17 protein-coding genes are annotated in these 17,506 nt (G+C 67.7%); 6 read left to right on the plus strand and 11 right to left on the minus strand.

Annotated features, from left to right (window positions below; all coding sequences use genetic code 11):
• Nucleotides 1–15 precede the first annotated feature (15 nt).
• The 7 genes from BMW54_RS16970 to radC form a co-directional block, all read right to left on the minus strand.
• A complete protein-coding gene (locus tag BMW54_RS16970) occupies nt 16–624 on the minus strand; it encodes a hypothetical protein (RefSeq protein ID WP_090058423.1) in 609 nt (202 codons plus the stop codon).
• Nucleotides 625–795: 171 nt separating this feature from the next.
• Nucleotides 796–1,407 (minus strand): hypothetical protein, encoded by a 612-nt coding sequence (locus BMW54_RS16975; RefSeq protein WP_090058425.1) that lies wholly within the window; start codon nt 1,405–1,407, stop codon nt 796–798.
• Between the two features lie 168 nt (nt 1,408–1,575).
• Nucleotides 1,576–2,112, minus strand: coding sequence for a hypothetical protein (locus BMW54_RS16980; protein WP_139206134.1), 537 nt, complete (start codon nt 2,110–2,112; stop codon nt 1,576–1,578).
• Between the two features lie 195 nt (nt 2,113–2,307).
• On the minus strand, nt 2,308–2,820 hold the full coding sequence (locus BMW54_RS16985) for a hypothetical protein (RefSeq protein WP_090058431.1): 513 nt from the start codon (nt 2,818–2,820) through the stop codon (nt 2,308–2,310).
• A 178-nt stretch (nt 2,821–2,998) separates the two neighbouring features.
• Nucleotides 2,999–3,748 carry an SPOR domain-containing protein gene (locus tag BMW54_RS16990; protein ID WP_090058433.1) on the minus strand — a complete coding sequence of 250 codons (750 nt, stop codon included), beginning with the start codon at nt 3,746–3,748 and terminating at the stop codon, nt 2,999–3,001.
• Nucleotides 3,749–5,437 carry an arginine--tRNA ligase gene (gene argS / locus BMW54_RS16995; RefSeq protein WP_090058437.1) on the minus strand — a complete coding sequence of 563 codons (1,689 nt, stop codon included), beginning with the start codon at nt 5,435–5,437 and terminating at the stop codon, nt 3,749–3,751. It lies immediately after the preceding gene.
• A gap of 448 nt (nt 5,438–5,885) precedes the next feature.
• Nucleotides 5,886–6,641 (minus strand): RadC family protein, encoded by a 756-nt coding sequence (gene radC / locus BMW54_RS17000; protein ID WP_090058438.1) that lies wholly within the window; start codon nt 6,639–6,641, stop codon nt 5,886–5,888.
• A 158-nt stretch (nt 6,642–6,799) separates the two neighbouring features.
• On the opposite strand from radC, the gene coaBC reads away from it, so the two are divergent.
• The 3 genes from coaBC to BMW54_RS17015 are packed head-to-tail and all read left to right on the plus strand — an operon-like array spanning nt 6,800 to nt 10,823.
• Nucleotides 6,800–8,005, plus strand: a complete 1,206-nt coding sequence (gene coaBC / locus BMW54_RS17005) for a bifunctional phosphopantothenoylcysteine decarboxylase/phosphopantothenate--cysteine ligase CoaBC (protein ID WP_090058442.1) — start codon at nt 6,800–6,802, stop codon at nt 8,003–8,005.
• A complete protein-coding gene (gene dut / locus BMW54_RS17010; RefSeq protein WP_090058445.1) occupies nt 8,002–8,457 on the plus strand; it encodes a dUTP diphosphatase in 456 nt (151 codons plus the stop codon). The genes coaBC and dut overlap by 4 nt, the downstream gene beginning before the upstream one ends.
• 56 nt (nt 8,458–8,513) lie before the next feature.
• Nucleotides 8,514–10,823 carry a phosphomannomutase/phosphoglucomutase gene (locus BMW54_RS17015; protein WP_090058447.1) on the plus strand — a complete coding sequence of 770 codons (2,310 nt, stop codon included), beginning with the start codon at nt 8,514–8,516 and terminating at the stop codon, nt 10,821–10,823.
• A 6-nt stretch (nt 10,824–10,829) separates the two neighbouring features.
• Here BMW54_RS17015 and BMW54_RS17020 read toward each other — a convergent pair whose 3' ends face one another.
• Both BMW54_RS17020 and pyrE read right to left on the minus strand, forming a co-directional pair.
• Nucleotides 10,830–11,483 (minus strand): hypothetical protein, encoded by a 654-nt coding sequence (locus BMW54_RS17020; RefSeq protein ID WP_090058450.1) that lies wholly within the window; start codon nt 11,481–11,483, stop codon nt 10,830–10,832.
• 99 nt (nt 11,484–11,582) lie between these two features.
• Nucleotides 11,583–12,230 carry an orotate phosphoribosyltransferase gene (pyrE, locus tag BMW54_RS17025; RefSeq protein ID WP_090058452.1) on the minus strand — a complete coding sequence of 216 codons (648 nt, stop codon included), beginning with the start codon at nt 12,228–12,230 and terminating at the stop codon, nt 11,583–11,585.
• 111 nt (nt 12,231–12,341) lie between these two features.
• Between pyrE and BMW54_RS17030 the strand changes: the two genes are divergently transcribed.
• From BMW54_RS17030 to BMW54_RS17040, 3 genes are all read left to right on the plus strand, one after another.
• Complete coding sequence (locus tag BMW54_RS17030) at nt 12,342–13,112, plus strand: exodeoxyribonuclease III (protein ID WP_090058454.1); 771 nt, start codon at nt 12,342–12,344, stop codon at nt 13,110–13,112.
• Nucleotides 13,109–14,413 (plus strand): AmpG family muropeptide MFS transporter, encoded by a 1,305-nt coding sequence (locus BMW54_RS17035; protein ID WP_254779425.1) that lies wholly within the window; start codon nt 13,109–13,111, stop codon nt 14,411–14,413. Before BMW54_RS17030 ends, BMW54_RS17035 begins: the two co-directional genes overlap by 4 nt.
• 96 nt (nt 14,414–14,509) lie before the next feature.
• The gene (locus BMW54_RS17040) at nt 14,510–14,803 is read left to right on the plus strand and encodes a hypothetical protein (protein ID WP_254779427.1); all 294 of its coding nucleotides are present in this window, start codon (nt 14,510–14,512) and stop codon (nt 14,801–14,803) included.
• Here BMW54_RS17040 and BMW54_RS17045 read toward each other — a convergent pair.
• Together BMW54_RS17045 and BMW54_RS17050 are read right to left on the minus strand one after the other, a co-directional pair.
• Nucleotides 14,800–15,927: an anhydro-N-acetylmuramic acid kinase gene (locus BMW54_RS17045; protein WP_090058459.1), complete on the minus strand. Its 1,128-nt coding sequence runs from the start codon at nt 15,925–15,927 to the stop codon at nt 14,800–14,802. The two genes, BMW54_RS17040 and BMW54_RS17045, sit on opposite strands and share 4 nt — an antisense overlap.
• A gap of 3 nt (nt 15,928–15,930) precedes the next feature.
• Nucleotides 15,931–17,424, minus strand: a complete 1,494-nt coding sequence (locus BMW54_RS17050) for an OapA family protein (RefSeq protein WP_090058462.1) — start codon at nt 17,422–17,424, stop codon at nt 15,931–15,933.
• Between the last annotated feature and the right edge of the window lie 82 nt (nt 17,425–17,506).

The raw sequence follows: 17,506 nt of genomic DNA on the forward strand, positions 1-17,506 counted from the left end.
GCGAGGGGACTGCGGTTACGGCGTCGGCGCCTCCCGCGGCGGGACGTCGTAGTTCGGTCCGGAGAAACTGCCGCTCTTCACCACGCGGGTACCGAGTTCGTCATCGAACGCGACGAACTCGAACGTCACGTCCACGTGTGTCCGGTCCGGGCTGAACTGCACGTCGACCCAGCCTTCTTGCGTGTCGAAGGCCCTGACACCAATGTACCCGGGCGGAGCGGGGATGTTCTCGGAAAAGGTAGCGAAAGCGGTGCCAGGGCCTTCCGGCCCGCCTAGCTGATACCGCCCGCTGACGGCGTGTGGCTCCCCGACGGGTGGAACGACGCCCAGGGTTACATAACCGCCCTTCCCGTCGTACGTTGCGAAGAGCCCCGAAAACGGCTGGCCCAACCAGTACTGCTCAACGAAATATCCCTGTCGTCCTACAAGAAGGTTGCCATTGACCAATGCCTTCAGGACCCCGTCGGACCGGGAGCTGAGAGTCGTCGTCTCGAAGGTCCGGTTGGCGAACTCTTGGATGGAGTACGTGGGGTTGTCTGCCATCGCCGGCATGGCGAAAGCGCCAGTGGAAAGGGCAAGAGAGAGAGCAGCGCGCGACAGGCGCGAGCGGAACGATCCGTACATGAAGCCTCCGTGGTGTGTGTGTCGGGACGCGCTGTGTATCCTGCCGGGTACATACCTACGAAAAAATCAGACCATTCTGAAAGATCCGACGATTCGCGTGCCGCGTGCAGCCCAAAGAGAAGACCGCCACGAGGGCGGTCTTCTGGTCGGGCGACCCTCGCAGAAATTCGGTTAAGGCGTCCGCACGTCTTGCGGCGGAAGGTCGTAGTTCGGGCCGGAGAAACTGCCGCTCTTCACCACGCGGGTACCGAGTTCGTCATCGAACGCGACGAACTCGAACGTCATGTCCACGTGTGTCCGGTCCGGGCTGAACTGCACGTCGACCCAGCCCTCCTTGATGTCGAAGCTCCTCATACCACCAGTGAATCCCGGCGGAGAGGTAATGTCCTCGAGGAAGCTGGCGAAAGCGGTGCCAGGGCCTTCCGGTACGCCGAGCTGATATCGGCCGCTGACGGCGTGCGGCTCCCCGAGTGGCGGAACCACGCCCAGGAGAACATAACCGCCCTTGCCGTCGTAGGTTGCGCGAGACGCCGTGAAACTTTGGCCCATAAACCATAGCTCCATCGCATACGCCTGGCGTCCTACAAGAAGGCTGTCATTGACCAACGTCTTCAGGACCCCGTCGCCCTGTACGCTGAGAGCCGATGCCTCGAGGGCTCGGGTGGCGTAGTCCTTCACGGAATACGTGGCGTCGTCGGCCATCGCCGGCATGGCGAAAGTGCTGGTGGAAAGTGCAAGAGAGAGAGCAGCGCGCGACAGGCGCGAGCGGAACGATCCGTACATGAAGCCTCCGTGGTGTGTGTCGGGACGCGCTGTGCATCCTGCCGGGGACATACCTACAAAAGAATCAGACCATTCTGAAAAATCCGACGATTTGCGTGCCGCGTGCAGGCCAAAGAGAAGACCGCCACGAGGGCGGTCTTCTGGTCGGGCGATCCTCGCTGAATTCGGTTAAGGCGTCCGCACGTCTTGCGGCGGAAGGTCGTAGTTCGGGCCGGAGAAACGGCCGCTCTTCACCACGCGGGTACCGAGCTCGTCGCCCCGCGCGACGAATTCGAAGGTCACGTCCACGCGCGTCCGGTCGGGACTGAAATGTACGTCGACCCAGCCTTCCTTGATGTCGAAGGACGTGAAACCGGTGAATCCGGGCGGCGCGGGAATCCACTCTCTGTAGGTGGCGAAAGCTGTGCCAGGGCCTTCCGGAACGCCGAGCTCATACCGGCCGCTGACGGCGTGCAGCTCGCCGCGTCGTGGGATGACGCCAATGGTTATCGAGCCTCCCTTCCCGTTGTCTGTTCCGTAAAGCGTCGAAAACGGCGTGTCCTGCCAGGTCAGCTCCCTCATATATGCCTGCCGCTCCATGAGAAGGCCGCCATTGACCGACGCCGTCATGATCCCGTCGGACCGGGCGCCGAGAGCCGACGCCTCGAGGGCCCGGGTGGCGAAGTCCTTGATGGACATCGTGGCGTCGTCGGCCATCGCCGGCATGGCGAACACGGTGCTGGAAAGAGCGGAAAGAAGGACGGCCCGCGACAGGCACGAGCGGAACGATGGGTGCATGAAAACTCCGTGGTGTGTGTCGGGACGCGCCTCGCATGCTGCCCGGCCCACACCCCGGAAAGAATCAGACTTGTCTGAAAAATCCGTCGACTTACACGTCGTGAAGCGACGCACAGGTTCGCGCTAGGGCGCGTTGGGGTCCGGGAGATCGGCGTAGGGGAGGAAGAACTTGCCGCGGCGGATAAATCGATTGCCCTCGGTGTCGTTCGTGGCGTCGAACTCGAACGTGCCCGCGACGCTCGTGCGATCAGCGGCGAACTCAAGCTCGATCCAGCCGCCGGTCGGGAGAAACCGGACGAGTCCCGACGGAAATTGTTCGAAATAGATGGCTTCGCCACTCCCGGGCTCTTCCGACAGGCCAATGTCGTATCGGCCGCTCGCCGCGTGAGCATGGCCGGCGGCCGGGAACGCCAGCAACTGGATCAGCGCGGAACGCTCGGTCCATGCGTCGTCCACCATGAAGAAGCGATCGCCCGTCAACGGGTGCAGATCCTCTTCAGCGCGCGCGACGGCACTCATCAAGAACACGTCGTTGACGGTGCATGAAAATCGCCATTCGCTCCGATGGCGCGTTTCGAGCCGCGTCGCGAGCGTATTGACGAGGCGGCCGGCCCCTTTCGTTCTGGCGTTGCGCATGACTCCTCCTTGAGCTTGGCAACCGCGGGTTTCCTCCCTGGATACCCATCGGTTCGCGCAGGTCTACGCCGGGATCCCACTGGCGTCAACGGGCACGAAAGCGGCAACCGCGCGCCGTTCCTTGCAAAAAAAAAGACCGCCACGAGGGCGGTCTTTTCTTCGGGCGGGCCGCGACGGATCAGCTGCCTTCTTTCAGGGCGATGGCGCTGATGCCGGCGGACTGCAGGCGCTGTTTCGTGCTCTCAAGATCGGTGGCCGACTTGAAGGGGCCGAGGCGGACGCGGTTGTAGGTCTGCGCACCGACCTTGACCGACTGAACGTTGGCCACGAAACCCTGCAGCGCGAGCTTTGCCTTGAGAGCCTCGGCATCCGCCGCGCTCGGGAACGCGCCCACCTGGAGCAGGTACCCGGAGCTGCCCGACGCCGCGGCCGGTGCCGGCTGCGCCGGCGTCGCGGTCACCGTCTGCGTCGTCGCCTTCGGCAGGTTCGCCGCCGCGGCGGTCGTCTGCGCCTGCTGCTGCGCCTGCGCCTGAGCCTGTTGCGCCGCCGCGGCCTGTGCCTGCGCCTGCGCGGCCTGTTGCTGCTGCTTCTGCTGCGCTTCGGCACTTGCCTGCGCCCGGATCTCGGCGTCGGGAATGCGGACCTCTTTCTCGGAGAGCACCGAATAGAAATCGTACGAGGGCTTCTTCGGCTTCTCCGCCTCGGCCTGGTCGACGACGCCCGGATCGCTGCCCTTCTGCGCGGTGGCCTGCGGGTTCGGTTCCGGGCCCTGGTGCTGGCGCATCATCGGCATCCACGTGCCGCGCATCGCGAAGGCCATGAGCAGGGCGCCGGCGAGGATGCCGATCAGCGCCCAGCTCCAGCCTGGCATGCCGCTCGAGCCGTTGCGGACGGCCTGGCGGCCCTTGCCCTTCTTGCGTGTTGCCATTTACATGCTCTCCGGGGCGGAAATGCCCAGCAGATCCAGACCGTTCCTGAGCACCTGCTGCGTGGCGGCCACCAGCGCGAGGCGCGCGTCACGCAGATCGGCGTCGTCGACGATCCATTTGTGCTCGTGATAGTAGCTGTGCAGCGCGCCCGCGAGTTCGCGCAGGTACTGCGCGATCAGGTGCGGTTCCAGGTTCGCCGCGGCGGACTCCACGATCTCGGGGTAGCGCGAGAGCTCGACCATCAGGATCGACTCGTGCTCCGTGTCGAGGCGGCCAAGCTTCGCGATCCCGTTGCCGCGATCGGTCGCGAGGCCGCGCTCCGCCAGTTCGCGGAACACGCGGCTGGCGCGGGCATGGGCGTACTGGATGTAGTAGACGGGGTTGTCGTTGCTCTGCGAGCGGGCGAGGTCGATGTCGAACACCAGCTGCGAATCGGCCTTGCGCGCGATCAGGAAATAACGCGTGGCGTCGCGGCCGGCCTCGTCGATGAGGTCGCGCAGCGTGACGTAGGAGCCGGCGCGCTTGGAGATCTTCACCTCCTCGCCGCCGCGCATCACCGTCACCATCTGGTGCAGCACGTACTCGGGCCAGTTCTTCGGAATGCCGGTGTCCAGCGCCTGAAGGCCGGCCTTCACGCGGGCGAGCGAACCGTGGTGGTCGGAGCCCAGCTCGGTGATGGCGCGCTCGTAGCCGCGCTGCCACTTGGTGCGGTGGTAGGCCACGTCGGGAAGGAAGTAGGTGAACGTGCCGTCGGACTTGCGCATGACGCGGTCCTTGTCGTCACCGAAGTCCGTCGAGCGCAGCCATAGCGCGCCGCCTTCCTCGTAGGTGTGACCGTGGGCGACGAGTTCGCGAACGGTCTCGTCGACCTTGCCTTCGCCATACAGCGACGACTCGAGGTAGTAGACGTCGAAGCCGACGCCGAAGGCCTTGAGGTCGAGGTCCTGCTCGTGGCGCAGGTACGCGACGGCGAAGCGGCGTACGTCGTCCAGGTTGTCGGCATCGCCGGTGGCGACGACGGTTTCGCCGTCGGCCTCGACCGATTCGCCGGCCAGGAAGGCACGCGCCACGTCGGCGATGTAGTCGCCACGGTAGCCGGATTCCGGCCAGCCCGCTTCGTCCGGGGCGATGCCCCTGGCGCGGGCCTGCGTGGAAAGCGCCAGGTTGGCGATCTGGACACCGGCGTCGTTGTAGTAGAACTCGCGGAACACTTTCCAGCCCGCCGCATCGAGAAGACGCGCGATGCTGTCACCGATGGCCGCCGCGCGGCCGTGGCCGACGTGCAGCGGGCCCGTCGGGTTGGCCGACACGAACTCCACGCCCGCGGTGCGGCCGGCGCCATCGCGATTGCGGCCGTACCGGTCGGTTTCCGCGAGGGCGCGCTCGATCTCCGCGTGGAACGCGGCCGGCGCCAGCGAGAAATTGATGAAGCCCGGTCCGGCGATCTCCACCTTGCCCACCCGGACCGAGGCCGGCATGGCCTCGACGAGATCGGTCGCGATGTCGCGCGGCTTCCGGCCGGCGGACTTGGCCATCATCATCGCCGCGTTGGTCGCGAAATCGCCGTGCTCGCGGTTGCGGGTCCGCTCGATCACGAAATCCGGGGCCACGAAGTCGGACGGCAGTTTGCCGGACTCCCGCAATGCGCCGATGGCCTGCAGGACGAGTTGTTTCAGCTCTTGTTTCACGGGATGGGCGACGCGGATATGGAACCGGCAATCCTATCAGATGGCGCGCGGCCGTCGGCCGACCGGGGGAGCCCGTCCATCCACAGCCTGTGGATAACTCTGTGGGCAAGACGGAGCCGCCGGGGCGGCGACAGGCAGGTACGCATCGTGACACGACCCTGCAACACATGAAAATCATTTAAATCAATGCATTGCAATCCTGACTTGCGCCGGGACAACAACTGTGACGGCCAAGTGGGAAAAAGCGCCCGTGTGCATAACTTCGACGGCGCAGTGGCGAAGCAGGCGCGAAAGCGGCACGTCACGGCGCTGTCATCCCTCATCGTCACAATGTCCCTCGTGCCCGGTGTCTCCCCGGCCCAACGGCACGACGGTCGCCCACCCCTCCCTCGAAAGGTGACCCCCCCAGACGGCGCGAGCGGCACTCGCGCCGTCTTTTTTTGGTCGCTCAGCGGCTCCTGGCCAGCAGCAGGCCCCGCTCCGCCATGGAAACGGGTTCGCCCCGTCCCACCACGATGTGATCGAGCACGCGAATGTCCATCAGGGCGAGCGCGTCGACCAGGACCTGCGTGATGTCGCGGTCGGCCCGGCTGGGCTCCGGGACGCCCGAGGGGTGGTTGTGGGCGAGGATGACCGCGCTGGCGTGATGGCGCAGGCATGCGCGTACCACCTCGCGGGGATAGACGCTGGCACCGTCGATGGTGCCGCGGAACAGTTCCTCGTACGCGAGGACCCGATGCCTGGTGTCAAGGAAGAGGCAGGCGAACACCTCGTGCGACAGGTGACTCAGTCGCGCCTGCAGGTACTGCGCACTGTCGCGCGGGCTCTCGATGCGGGGCAGGTCGGTCAGTCCTTCGCCCAGGGCGCGGCGCGCCAGCTCCAGGGCGGCGACCAGCCGCGCCCGCTTTACCGGGCCGACTCCCGGCACGGGCGGCAGGTGGTCCGGCTCGGCGAGTAGGCGGCCGAGGCTACCGGCGCGGGAAAGCAGGGCGCGGCCCGTCGCGACGGCGTCGCAGCCCGCCGTGCCGTTGCCGATCAGAACGGCCAGCAGCTCCGCGTCGGACAGCGCCGCCGCACCGTGCGCGTACAGCCGTTCCCGCGGCCGGTCGTTGGCGGCCCATTGCCGGATCGGCGGCTGGCGATACGCGACGGGCGACACGGTGGCATCGCGGACCGTGGAGGGCGGGTTCGTGGGCGACTTCATGGCTTCCCTTCGATGAGGGCCGCACGGGGGTTGCGGCACGACGTACAAGGTAGGGTTGCGATCGCGATGTGGCGATAGAACGATTCTGAAAAATCGCTCCGGAAGTGCGATGGTGGAAATCCGTTAAGCTAACGTGCCTTCCGAACCGCCATCCCGCCATGAGCCTTCGCCAGCGTCGCATCCTGATTGGCGTTACCGGTGGTATCGCCGCGTACAAGATCTGCGAACTCGTGCGGCGCCTCCGCGACCTCCAGGCCGAGGTGCGCGTCGTGATGACGGAAGGCGCCACGCATTTCGTCACGCCCACGACGTTCCAGGCCCTTTCCGGCCAGCCGGTGCGCGTGAGCCTGTGGGACGAGCAGGGCGAGGCCGCGATGGGGCATATCGAGCTCGCCCGCTGGGCCGAGCGCGTCCTGATCGCGCCCGCGAGCGCCGACACCATCGCGCGCCTGGCGCACGGCCATGCCGACGATCTTCTGACGACGGTCGTGCTGGCCACCGCGGCGCCGGTGTACGTGGCGCCTGCGATGAACCAGCAGATGTGGGCGAACCTCGCCGTGCAGGCCAACGTCGGCACGCTTCGCGTCCGCGGCGTCGGCGTCCTGGGCCCAGCCGACGGCGACCAGGCCTGCGGGGACATCGGCTCAGGCCGCATGCTGGAACCGCACGAACTGCGCGACATCCTCGTGGCGTCGTTCGGCGAACAACCGCTGCGCGGTCGGCGCGTCGTCGTCAGCGCCGGCCCGACGTATGAAGACATCGATCCCGTGCGCTTTATCGGCAATCGGAGCTCCGGTCGCATGGGTTTCGCGGTCGCCGCGGCGGCGCGCGACGCGGGTGCGTCGGTGACGCTGGTGGCCGGTCCTGTGTCGCTTTCCACGCCGCCGGGCGTCGAGCGCGTCGATGTCCGTAGCGCGCGCCAGATGCACGACGCCGTCGTGGCGGCGTGCGCGGGCGCCGACATCTACATCGGCGCGGCGGCGGTGGGCGACTATCGCCCCGTCGAAGCGGCGGACCACAAGCTGAAGAAGGCGGGCGGCGTGCCGCTGCGCCTCGAGCTCACCGAGAACCCGGATATCATCGCGGCGCTCGCGGCGCAGCCCGTGCGCCCGTTCCTCGTCGGCTTCGCCGCGGAGACGCGCGACATCGAGGGGTACGCGCAGGACAAGCTGGCCCGCAAGGGCATCGATATGATCGCGGCGAACGATGTCACGAGCGGCAAGGGTTTCGAGGTGGCGGACAACGCGTTGCACGTCTACTGGCATGGCGGTGACGAAGCGCTTCCCGAGATGCCCAAGACCGAACTGGCCCACCGGCTCGTCGCGCTCATCGCCGAACGATTCCTCACCGGAACCACGCCTTGATAGACATCGAACTGAAGATCCTCGATCCGCGCCTGGGCGAATCCATCCCGCTGCCGGAACCGGCCACGGCGGGCAGCGCGGGCATGGACCTGCGGGCGGCCGTGGATGCGCCGCTGACGCTGGTACCGGGGGAGAGCGTGCTGGTGCCCTCGGGACTGGCGATCCACATCGGCGATCCGGCGTGGTGCGCGCTGATCGTGCCGCGCTCCGGCCTGGGCCATAAGCAGGGACTCGTGATGGGCAACCTCGTCGGCGTCATCGACGCGGACTATCAGGGCCCGTTGATGATCTCGTGCTGGAACCGCGGAAGCGCGCCGGTGACCATCGCGCCCGGCGACCGGATTGCGCAATTATTGCTCGTGCCGGTCGGCCGAGCGCGCCTCCGGGTGGTAGAAGGGTTCACCCCCTCGCAGCGGGGCGAGGGAGGATTCGGCTCGACGGGTGTTGGCTGATTCTGCCGGGGTAGCGAAGGGGCGACATGGCATCGAAAGAGGGAGGGGCGGGACGCATGTCCCGTGTGGATCTGCGACGTTTGCTGCCCCTGGCGGGCGCGACGTTGCTGCTCGTCGCCGGCGTTTTCTGCGCGTGGCAGACCTGGCTGATCGCCGATGAGGGAAGTGCCGCCGAACGCACGCATGCGGCCCAGCGGGACACCACGCGTGAACTCGGCGCGCTGATCGCGGGCAAGCGCGAAGCCCTGCAGCGCGCGCTCATGGCAGGCGGCATCGCGACGTCCATCGACGATCACGCCGCGGCCTCGGAACGGCTGCGCGCCGCGCTCCCTTCCGTCCGCGTCGTCGAGGTCTACAGCGGCGGCCTGGACGAGGTGGTGCGTGCCAACTACCGAGAGTTCGGCTACGCGAAGGCCGCGCAGCTCATGGCCGCCCTGGGCGGCAGCGGACCGCCGCGGGCGTCCACGTCGCTCAAGGACGGCGAGCGACGGCTATCCATGGTCGAGCCGGTGGCGGGCGAGGGCACGGTTCGCGCCTGGATCTGGCTCGAATACCCCTTCGACGACATCGTCGCCCGGTTCGATGCCGCATCGCCGGGCGGCGGCCGCCTCGAGCTGCGCCAGGGCGAGGGACGCGACAGCCTGCGCCTGCTGGACGTCGGTTCCCGGTCCGCCGAACTCGAAGCCGAAGGGCAGCGCGTGGAGGGCACGTCGCTGTTCGTGTTCGCCGCGATGCCCAAGGCCTTCATCGTCATTCCGCACTCGGAGGCGCTCGGCGCGTTGCTGTCGCTGGTGGGACTCGGCGGCGGTGCCTTGCTGCTATGGGGCCTGCGCCGCCGCCCGGCCGTCGAACCCGAGGCGATGCCCGAGCCGGACGTGATGGTGGCGGACGTCGTCCGCAAGCCGAGGCTGCCCCCGACGCCCGCGCCGGCCGCCGTCGCACCGCCCACGCCCGTCGCCGCTCCGGCGGCCGGCGAGCCGTCGCTCGATCCGGCGATCTTCCGCGCGTACGACATCCGCGGCGTGGTCGGTAAGACGCTCACCGCCGACATCGCCCATCGCATCGGCCAGGCCATCGGCGCGCGCATGCTCGACGCCGACCTCCGCGAGATCGTCGTCGGGCGCGACGGGCGGCTCTCCGGTGCCGAGCTGGCCCACGCCCTGTCGGACGGCCTGCGGGCCGCCGGTATCGACGTGATCGACCTCGGCATGGTGCCGACGCCGGTCGTCTACTTCGCCGCCTACCACTTCGGCACGGGTTGCGCCGTCTCGGTCACGGGAAGCCACAATCCGGCCGACCACAACGGCTTCAAGATCGTGATCGGCGGCGAGACGCTCTCCGAAGACGCGATCGCCGACCTGCATCGGCGCATCGTGGCGGGCAATCTGCCCAGCGACGGCGTGGGCACCTGGCGCGAGCAGTCGGCGACCGAGGCATACGTGGCCCGCATCGCCGGCGACGTCGCTGCCGAGCGGCGCCTCAAGGTCGTCGTCGACGCCGGCAACGGCGTGGCGGGGGCGGTGGCCCCGCGCGTGCTCGAGGACATCGGTTGTGAAGTGATCCCGTTGTACTGCGATGTCGACGGTCAGTTCCCGAACCACCATCCCGATCCATCCGATCCGCGCAACCTCGCCGACCTCATCGCCGCCGTGCACACGATCGGCGCCGACCTCGGCATCGCGTTCGACGGCGACGGCGACCGGCTGGGCGTCGTGACGCAGGCGGGCGAGATCGTGTGGCCCGATCGCCTGCTGATGCTCTTCGCGCAGGACGTGCTCGCGCGCAATCCCGGCGCGACGATCATCTACGACGTGAAGTGCACCGGCCACCTGCGTGGCGTGATCCAGCAGTCGGCCGGCGTGCCGCTGATGTGGCGCACGGGGCACTCGCTGATGAAGGCCAAGCTGCGCGAGACGGGCGCGGCGCTCGCCGGTGAGATGAGCGGCCACTTCTTCTTCGCCGACAACAACCGCTGGTACGGTTTCGACGATGGTATCTACGCGGCGGCGCGCCTGCTCGAGATCGTCGCCGGCGACGTGGAGGAACGCAGCGTGGCGGAGCTGTTCGACACGCTGCCCAAGAGCGTCTCGACACCCGAACTGCGTCTGCCCATGGAAGAGGGCGCGCACTTCCGTTTCATGGACGCGTTCCGCGCGTCGGCGACGTTCGACGATGCGCGGATCACGACGATCGATGGTGTTCGCGTGGACTGGGCGGACGGCTTCGGACTTGTCCGGGCGTCCAATACGTCGCCCGCGCTCATCTTCCGGTTCGATGCCGATAGCGCCAGGAGTCTCGAGCGCATCAAGCAATCGTTCCGCCAGCGCGTGCTGGCGGTCGACAAGTCCCTCGCGTTGCCTTTCTAGCGGCGGCTACCGCGGGCCGCTCGCGGCGCTGGCGGCCTTCAGTTCCCTGTAGTGGCGGAGCTGGGCGTCCAGGTTGGCCTTGGCCGATTCCTTCGCCGCGAGCTGGCGCTGCAGCGTGGTACGCAGCGACGCCACCGTGTTGCGCTGCTCGGCGATGCGGTCGTTGAGGTACTTCGGCACCGGCTGCTTCGCGCGTTCGAGGTCGCCGGCGCGGGCGAGGAGATCGGCGAGGGCCTTTTCCTGCCCCTGCAGATTGCGGCGAGTGGTGCGCGCCGCCTGCTCGAAGTTGTCGAGCTCGGCGCCCTTCGCCGCCGCGAAGGCGGCCTCGTTCGGGTACGCGTTGAGCATCTGGGCGTCTTCGCGCTGGCGCTGCTGCTGGGCCTGCAGCGCCGCGGCCTGGGCGTCGGCCACTTTCCGCGCCGCGGCGCGTTCGTCGGCCGTCAGCTGGCGATCCACATGGCGGACGACCATGCCCTGGGCGTTGACGATGTCGTAGCCGGCCTTCATCGCCTCCGGCGAGAGACTGTCGCTGAAATACGAATGCCCGGTGGCATCCTTCCAGCGATACCGGTAGGCGTTGTTGTTCGTCGTGTTCTGGGCGAACGCGGCCGTGCCGATGCACAGTGCCGCCCCCGCCAGGATGTATCGCGCTGCTCGCATGCTTTCCCCTCCTGTCGATGGAGTATAGCCAGCGCGGGCAGGCGGATTGCGCGCGGCCGGCAAGCCGCGCCGGCCGCGTGACGCAATCGCGGTTTTCCCTCAGGCGTTCACGCCGTAGCGGTCGCGGTAGGCCACCAGCCGGCCATGCTCGGCGGCGAGCTCGGGCCGCTCGCCGGCGTAGGCCAGCACGTCGGCCAGGCTGGCGATGGCGATCACGGGGATGCCGAACTGGGCCGCGACTTCCTGGGCGGCGGAGCGGTCGCCCTGGCCGCGCTCCTGGCGATCGAGCGCGATGAGCACGCCCGCGGGCTCGGCGCCCTGCGCCCGGATCAGTTCCAGGGATTCACGCACGGCGGTGCCGGCGGTCATCACGTCGTCGACGATCAGTACGCGGCCTTTCAGCGGCGCGCCGACCAGCGTGCCGCCTTCGCCGTGATCCTTGGCCTCCTTGCGGTTGTAGGCCCAGGGCACGTCGCGGTCCTGGGTGTCGGCCAGCGCGATCGCCGTGGCGGCGGCCAGGGCGATGCCCTTGTACGCCGGACCGAACAGCATGTCGAAGGGGACGCCCGAGCGCACCGCCGCCTCGGCGTACGAGCGCCCCAGGCGGGCCAGCGCGGCCCCCGAGTCGATCCGGCCCATGTTGAAGAAGTACGGGCTGCTGCGTCCCGACTTCAGGGTGAACTCGCCGAAGCGGAGGACGTCGCGGGCGAGGGTGAGTTCGATGAATTCGCGTTGGTAGTCGTGCACGGGCGATCTCGGGCGGGAGCGATGGGAGACCGCCATGGTACAGCCGGGTCCGAGGGGCGGCCCACCCGCGGGTTATCATGGGCGGATCGCCGAACGCATCGACAGGGCCCCATGCGCATCATTTCGCTGAACGCCAACGGTATCCGCTCCGCCGCCACCAAGGGCGTGTTCGAGTGGCTTCGCAAGCAGGACGCCGACGTCGTCTGCCTGCAGGAAACCAAATCGCAGGAATCGCAGCTCACCGATCCGATGTTCCGGCCCGACGGTCACCATTGCTTCTACCACGACGCCCGCAGCAAGAAGGGCTACAGCGGCGTGGCCATCTATTCGAAGCGCGAGCCCGACGAAGTGCGCGTGTCGCTCGGCCGCGAGGACTTCGACTGCGAGGGCCGCTACATCGAGGCCCGCTACGGCAACCTCAGCGTCGTGTCGTTCTACATTCCTTCGGGATCGTCCGGCGACGAACGGCAGCAGTACAAGTTCCGGGTGATGGAGTGGCTGACGCCGATCCTGCGCGAGTGGGCCGCCAGCGGCCGCGACTACGTGCTGTGCGGCGACTGGAACATCGTCCACACGAAGAACGACATCAAGAACTGGACGTCGAACCAGAAGAACTCGGGCTGCCTGCCCGAGGAGCGCGCCTGGCTCGACCTGCTCTTCAACGAGATCGGCTGGGTGGACAGCTTCCGAGCCATCAAGCCCGACGCCGTCGAGTACACCTGGTGGTCGAACCGGGGCCAGGCACGCGCGAACAACGTGGGGTGGCGGATCGATTACCAGATCGTCACCCCCGGCCTGCGCGACCGCCTGCGCGACTGCTCGATCTACCGCGACGAGCGCTTCTCCGACCATGCGCCGTTCACCGTGGACTACGCGGAGTGAGCAGCGGCGGGGAGCCCGCGCGCTACAAGGGCTGGCATGGTCTGTTCGCGGCGTTCGCCCAGCCGGGCGCGGTCATCATGCTGTTCTTCGGCCTCGCCTCGGGGCTGCCGTTCCTGCTGGTGGGCAACACGCTGTCGGCGTGGCTGAAGGAATCCGGCGTCGATTATGGCGCCATCGGCATCGCCAGCTACGTCACGTTCGCCTACAACTTCAAGTTCCTCTGGGCGCCCGTGGTCGACAGGTTCCGCCTGCCGCTCTTCGGCCGCCTCGGCCTGCGCCGTGGCTGGCTGATGTTCGCGATCCTGCTGCTCGGTGCCGGGCTGCTGGGCATGGCGGCGATGCCGCCCACGGTGTCGCTGCCGCGGTTCATGGGCATGACGTTGATCGCGGCCATCGCGGGAGCGACGATCGACATCGTCGTGGACGCGTACCGCGTGGAGATCGCGCCGCAGGAAGCGCAGGGCGCCCTGGCCGCCACGTACACGCTCGGCTATCGGCTCGGGCTGATCGCCGGCGGCGCGGGCATCCTGATCGTGGCGGACGCGTTCGGCTGGCAGGGCGGGTACGTGGCCATCTGCGCGCTGCTCGTGGTGCCCCTCGTCACGGTGCTCGTGGCACGCGAACCCGAACATAGGGTGCGCGAGCGCGTGCCCCTACGCGTCGCGGTGCAGGAAGGCTTCGTCGGGCCGTTCCGCGATTTCCTCGCGCGGTTCGGTGCGCCCCTGGCCCTTGGCCTGCTCCTGTTCGTGGCGCTGTTCCGGCTGCCGGACCAGATGCTGGGCGTGATGGCGTATCCGTTTTATCTCGACGCGGGATTCAGCAAGACGCAGATCGCCGAGGTCTCGAAGGTCTACGGCGTGATCATCGGCATTCTCGGCGCGCTGCTGGGCGGCTGGGCCGTCGTGCGTTTCGAGATGCGCCGGCTGCTCGTGGTCGCCGCCATCGGCGTGGCGCTGTCGAACATGCTCTATCTGCTCATGGCCGCGAATCCCGGACAGACGTGGGCCTTCGTCGCCACGCTTTCCGGCGACAACTTCGCGCAGGGCTTCGCGGGGCCGGTGCTGGTGGCCTTCATGTCCGGCCTGGTCAACCGCAGCTTCACGGCCACGCAGTACGCGCTGCTGAGCGCGCTGGCGAACCTTCCGGGCAAGGTCATCGGCGGATTCTCGGGATTCCTCGTCAAGGATTCGGGCTACGCGTCACTCTTCGTGGTCAGTACCGTCTCGATCGTGCCGACGCTCATCGTGCTGGCGTGGCTGTGGAAACGGATGCCGCGGCCTGAAGGCGGCGACGCGACGTAAGCCGAATGGCCGATCTTCGCGTTATGCCAGAAATGTGTACCATCGGCCCCACAGGGGGCATGCGCGAGGAGGGTCACGCACGTGCCAGATATAGTGGTGAGACATATCGACGAGCAGATGGCCGAGCGGATCAAGACGCTCGCCCGTGAACGACGCTGGTCGATCAACGAAGTCATTCTGCACGCGTTGCGCTACGGGCTGGGTCTGAGCCCGGGCGACGTGTTCAACGAGCTTTTGCTCGAACCGGGCGACATCGCGCATTTGACGGGTGCGTGGGACGCCGAGGAACAGGCCGCGTTCCAGGAAGCACTGTCCGCGCTGGCGCAGGCGTCGCCGTCGACGCTGGCCGATGCCGGTGCGCGCCCGGTGAAGACCCCGGAGACGTTCTAGCGCGATTCCTGCGGTGCGGCGTAAACCGCACCCAGCAAGCGAAGGCCCCGCGCACCGGTCACCGCCGGAAGATTCCCCGGCTCGCCGCGCACGCGGCGATACGCCAGCCATGCAAAGGCCATCGCCTCCATCTGGTCGGGATCGATGCCGAATTCGGCGCTCGAACGCAACACGCGACCTCCGAGGCGCGCCGTGAGCGCACGCATCAGCGCCGTGTTGTGCACCCCGCCGCCGCATGCGACGACGTCGACGGCGTCCGGCGCGTAACGCGCGATGGCGTCGCCGATCGAGGCCGCGCTTAACGCCAGCAGCGTCGCTTGCACGTCCTCCGGACTGAGCTCGGCCACGCGCGGATGCTCGTCGAGCCACGCCAGATGGAAGTGTTCCCTGCCGGTGCTCTTGGGCGGGTCGAGCACGAAATAGGCGTCGTCGAGCAACTCGGCCAGCAAGGCGGCGTCGACCGTACCCGAGGCCGCGAAAACGCCGTCGCGATCGAAGGCTTCGCCGCGGTGGCGAAGGCACCAGGCGTCCATCAGTCCGTTGGCCGGACCAGTGTCGAAACCCGTGACGTCGCCCTCGGGCGTCAATCGCGTGACGTTGGCGATCCCGCCGAGGTTGAGCACGACGCGCGAGCCCTCCGTCGGACGCAACACCGTGGCGTGGAAGGCGGGTACGAGGGGCGCGCCCTGACCACCGGCGGCGACATCCGCGCGGCGGAAGTCGGCCACGGTGTCGATGCCGCTGCGCTCCGCGATCACCGAGGCATCGCCGATCTGCAGGGTGAACGGGTGCGTGCCCGACGGGCGGTGGCGGATGGTCTGCCCGTGCGAGCCGATGGCGGTAACGGACGATGCCGGCACGCCGGCCTTCGCGATCACGGCGCGGGCGGCATCGGCGAACGCCATCCCCACGGCGACGTCGAGGCGCCCGTAGGCGTCGAGGTCGAGACGGAGTTCGTCCTGCGCGACCGCGAGGATCCTCGTGCGGAGCGCGTCCTCCCAGGGATGCGTCAGGCCCGCGACGAGTGCGGGGCGTCCGTCGGTGAAACGGACCAGGGCCGCGTCGATGCCGTCGGCGCTGGTCCCGGAGATGAGGCCGAGGTAGAGGCCGTCCGTGGTCGCCACGGATCAGCCGCCGTCGTTCTTCGCAGTCTCGCTGCGGGCGAGCTTCGTGTTGTTGTCCACCTGGTTCAGGCGGGCAAGCTGCGGTCCGACGATCTCTTTCTTGAACTTCGCCAGCTGCGCGGCGGGGAGCGGCTCCGGCTTCGGCAGCGTGACCGTCTGCGGATCGCGCTGCGCGTTGTTGACGCGGAATTCGTAGTGCAGGTGCGGGCCGGTGGCGAGGCCGGTCATGCCGACGTAGCCGATGGTGCTGCCCTGGCTGACGCGCTGGCCGACGCGCAGGTTCGCGAAGCGCGACATGTGGCCGTAGGCGGTGCTGATCGACGCGTTGTGCTGGATCACGACGAAGTTGCCATAGCCGTTCATCCAGCCACGGAACTTGACGACGCCGTCGCCGGCCGCGTGGATCGGCGTGCCCGAGGGAGCGGCGTAATCGACGCCCTTGTGCGCGCGCATCTTGCCGAGGATCGGGTGCATGCGGCCCGCGCTGAACTGCGACGAGATGCGCGTGAAGTCGACCGGGATGCGCAGGAACGAACCCTGCAGCGGACGGCCTTCCTCGCTGTAGTAGCCCACCTTGTCGCCGTTCTTGTAACGGTACGCGGTGTAGCGCTTGCCCTGGTTGATGAACTCGGCGGCGACGATGTCGCCTTCGCGCATGAACGCGCCGTCGCTGTAGACGTCGTCGTAGACGACGGTGAAGTTGTCGCCGACGCGGAGGTCCTGTACGAAGTCGATGTCGAACTTGAAGACCTCGGCGAGCTTCAGGACCATCGCGTTGCTCATGCCGGCCTTCGACGCCGCGCCGAACAGGGAGCTGTCGATGAGTCCGTGCGCGATGTGCTCGCGGCGCTGCACGTCGCGCTTCTGCGTGGTGAGTTCGGCCTTGCCGCTCGTGAAACGCAGCGTGGCGACGCTGGTTTCGTCCTGATCGAAGCGCACGCCCTCGAGCGTGTGGTCGGCGTTGACGAGGAACTGGAATTCCTGGCCTGGCTTGATCTGGTGGAAGACCTTCGTGCCGCCGGCGGCGTCGATGACGCGTTGCAGATCGGTCATCGACAAGCCCTGCGCGACGAAGATGTCCGCGAGCGTCTGGCCGGGTTGCACCTGCACGGTGTTCCAGGTCTCCACTGGCGGGAGGGGCTTCACGCTGGCGGGATCGAGGCGCGGCACGGCGAGCGGCACGACGGCGAGGGCGACGTTCGACTGCACGTCGGGGCGCGGAATGTCCGTGTTGACGCGTGGCAGCGCGGTGGCGACGGTTTCCTTGCGCATCGCGCCGGCCCATGCCGGAATCACGAGCGCCGAAAGGATGACCAGAAAGAAAGCGGTGCCGGCGAGGATCCAGCGCTCGCGCGACCAGCTCAGCGGCTCGGCCGACGCGTTGCGACTGAAGGACCAGTGGGCGCGGCTGTCGTAGAAGTGCGAATGACGGCGCTGCGCCTTGCGCCGGATGGCCTGCTTGCGAGCGCTGTGCGCTCCGCGGTTCACATCACCCATTGTCTTTCTTGTATCCGCTCGCCCCGAGTTGTCGCGTACCATAACGGCCCTGTGCAAAGGCCGTCAACGCCTTTTCCATCAA

Origin of the sequence: Luteibacter sp. 329MFSha (assembly GCF_900111665.1) — a bacterium.
Taxonomy (GTDB): domain Bacteria; phylum Pseudomonadota; class Gammaproteobacteria; order Xanthomonadales; family Rhodanobacteraceae; genus Luteibacter.

Excerpts from the sequence above, each read along its gene's own strand:
- BMW54_RS16970 (WP_090058423.1), bottom strand. The coding sequence starts at position 624 with ATGTACGGATCGTTCCGCTCGCGCCTGTCGCGCGCTGCTCTCTCTCTT.
- BMW54_RS16975 (WP_090058425.1), bottom strand. The coding sequence starts at position 1,407 with ATGTACGGATCGTTCCGCTCGCGCCTGTCGCGCGCTGCTCTCTCTCTT.
- BMW54_RS16980 (WP_139206134.1), bottom strand. The coding sequence starts at position 2,112 with ATGCCGGCGATGGCCGACGACGCCACGATGTCCATCAAGGACTTCGCC.
- BMW54_RS16985 (WP_090058431.1), bottom strand. The coding sequence starts at position 2,820 with ATGCGCAACGCCAGAACGAAAGGGGCCGGCCGCCTCGTCAATACGCTC.
- BMW54_RS16990 (WP_090058433.1), bottom strand. The coding sequence starts at position 3,748 with ATGGCAACACGCAAGAAGGGCAAGGGCCGCCAGGCCGTCCGCAACGGC.
- radC (WP_090058438.1), bottom strand. The coding sequence starts at position 6,641 with ATGAAGTCGCCCACGAACCCGCCCTCCACGGTCCGCGATGCCACCGTG.
- coaBC (WP_090058442.1), top strand. The coding sequence starts at position 6,800 with ATGAGCCTTCGCCAGCGTCGCATCCTGATTGGCGTTACCGGTGGTATC.
- BMW54_RS17015 (WP_090058447.1), top strand. The coding sequence starts at position 8,514 with ATGTCCCGTGTGGATCTGCGACGTTTGCTGCCCCTGGCGGGCGCGACG.
- BMW54_RS17020 (WP_090058450.1), bottom strand. The coding sequence starts at position 11,483 with ATGCGAGCAGCGCGATACATCCTGGCGGGGGCGGCACTGTGCATCGGC.
- BMW54_RS17030 (WP_090058454.1), top strand. The coding sequence starts at position 12,342 with ATGCGCATCATTTCGCTGAACGCCAACGGTATCCGCTCCGCCGCCACC.
- BMW54_RS17050 (WP_090058462.1), bottom strand. The coding sequence starts at position 17,424 with ATGGGTGATGTGAACCGCGGAGCGCACAGCGCTCGCAAGCAGGCCATC.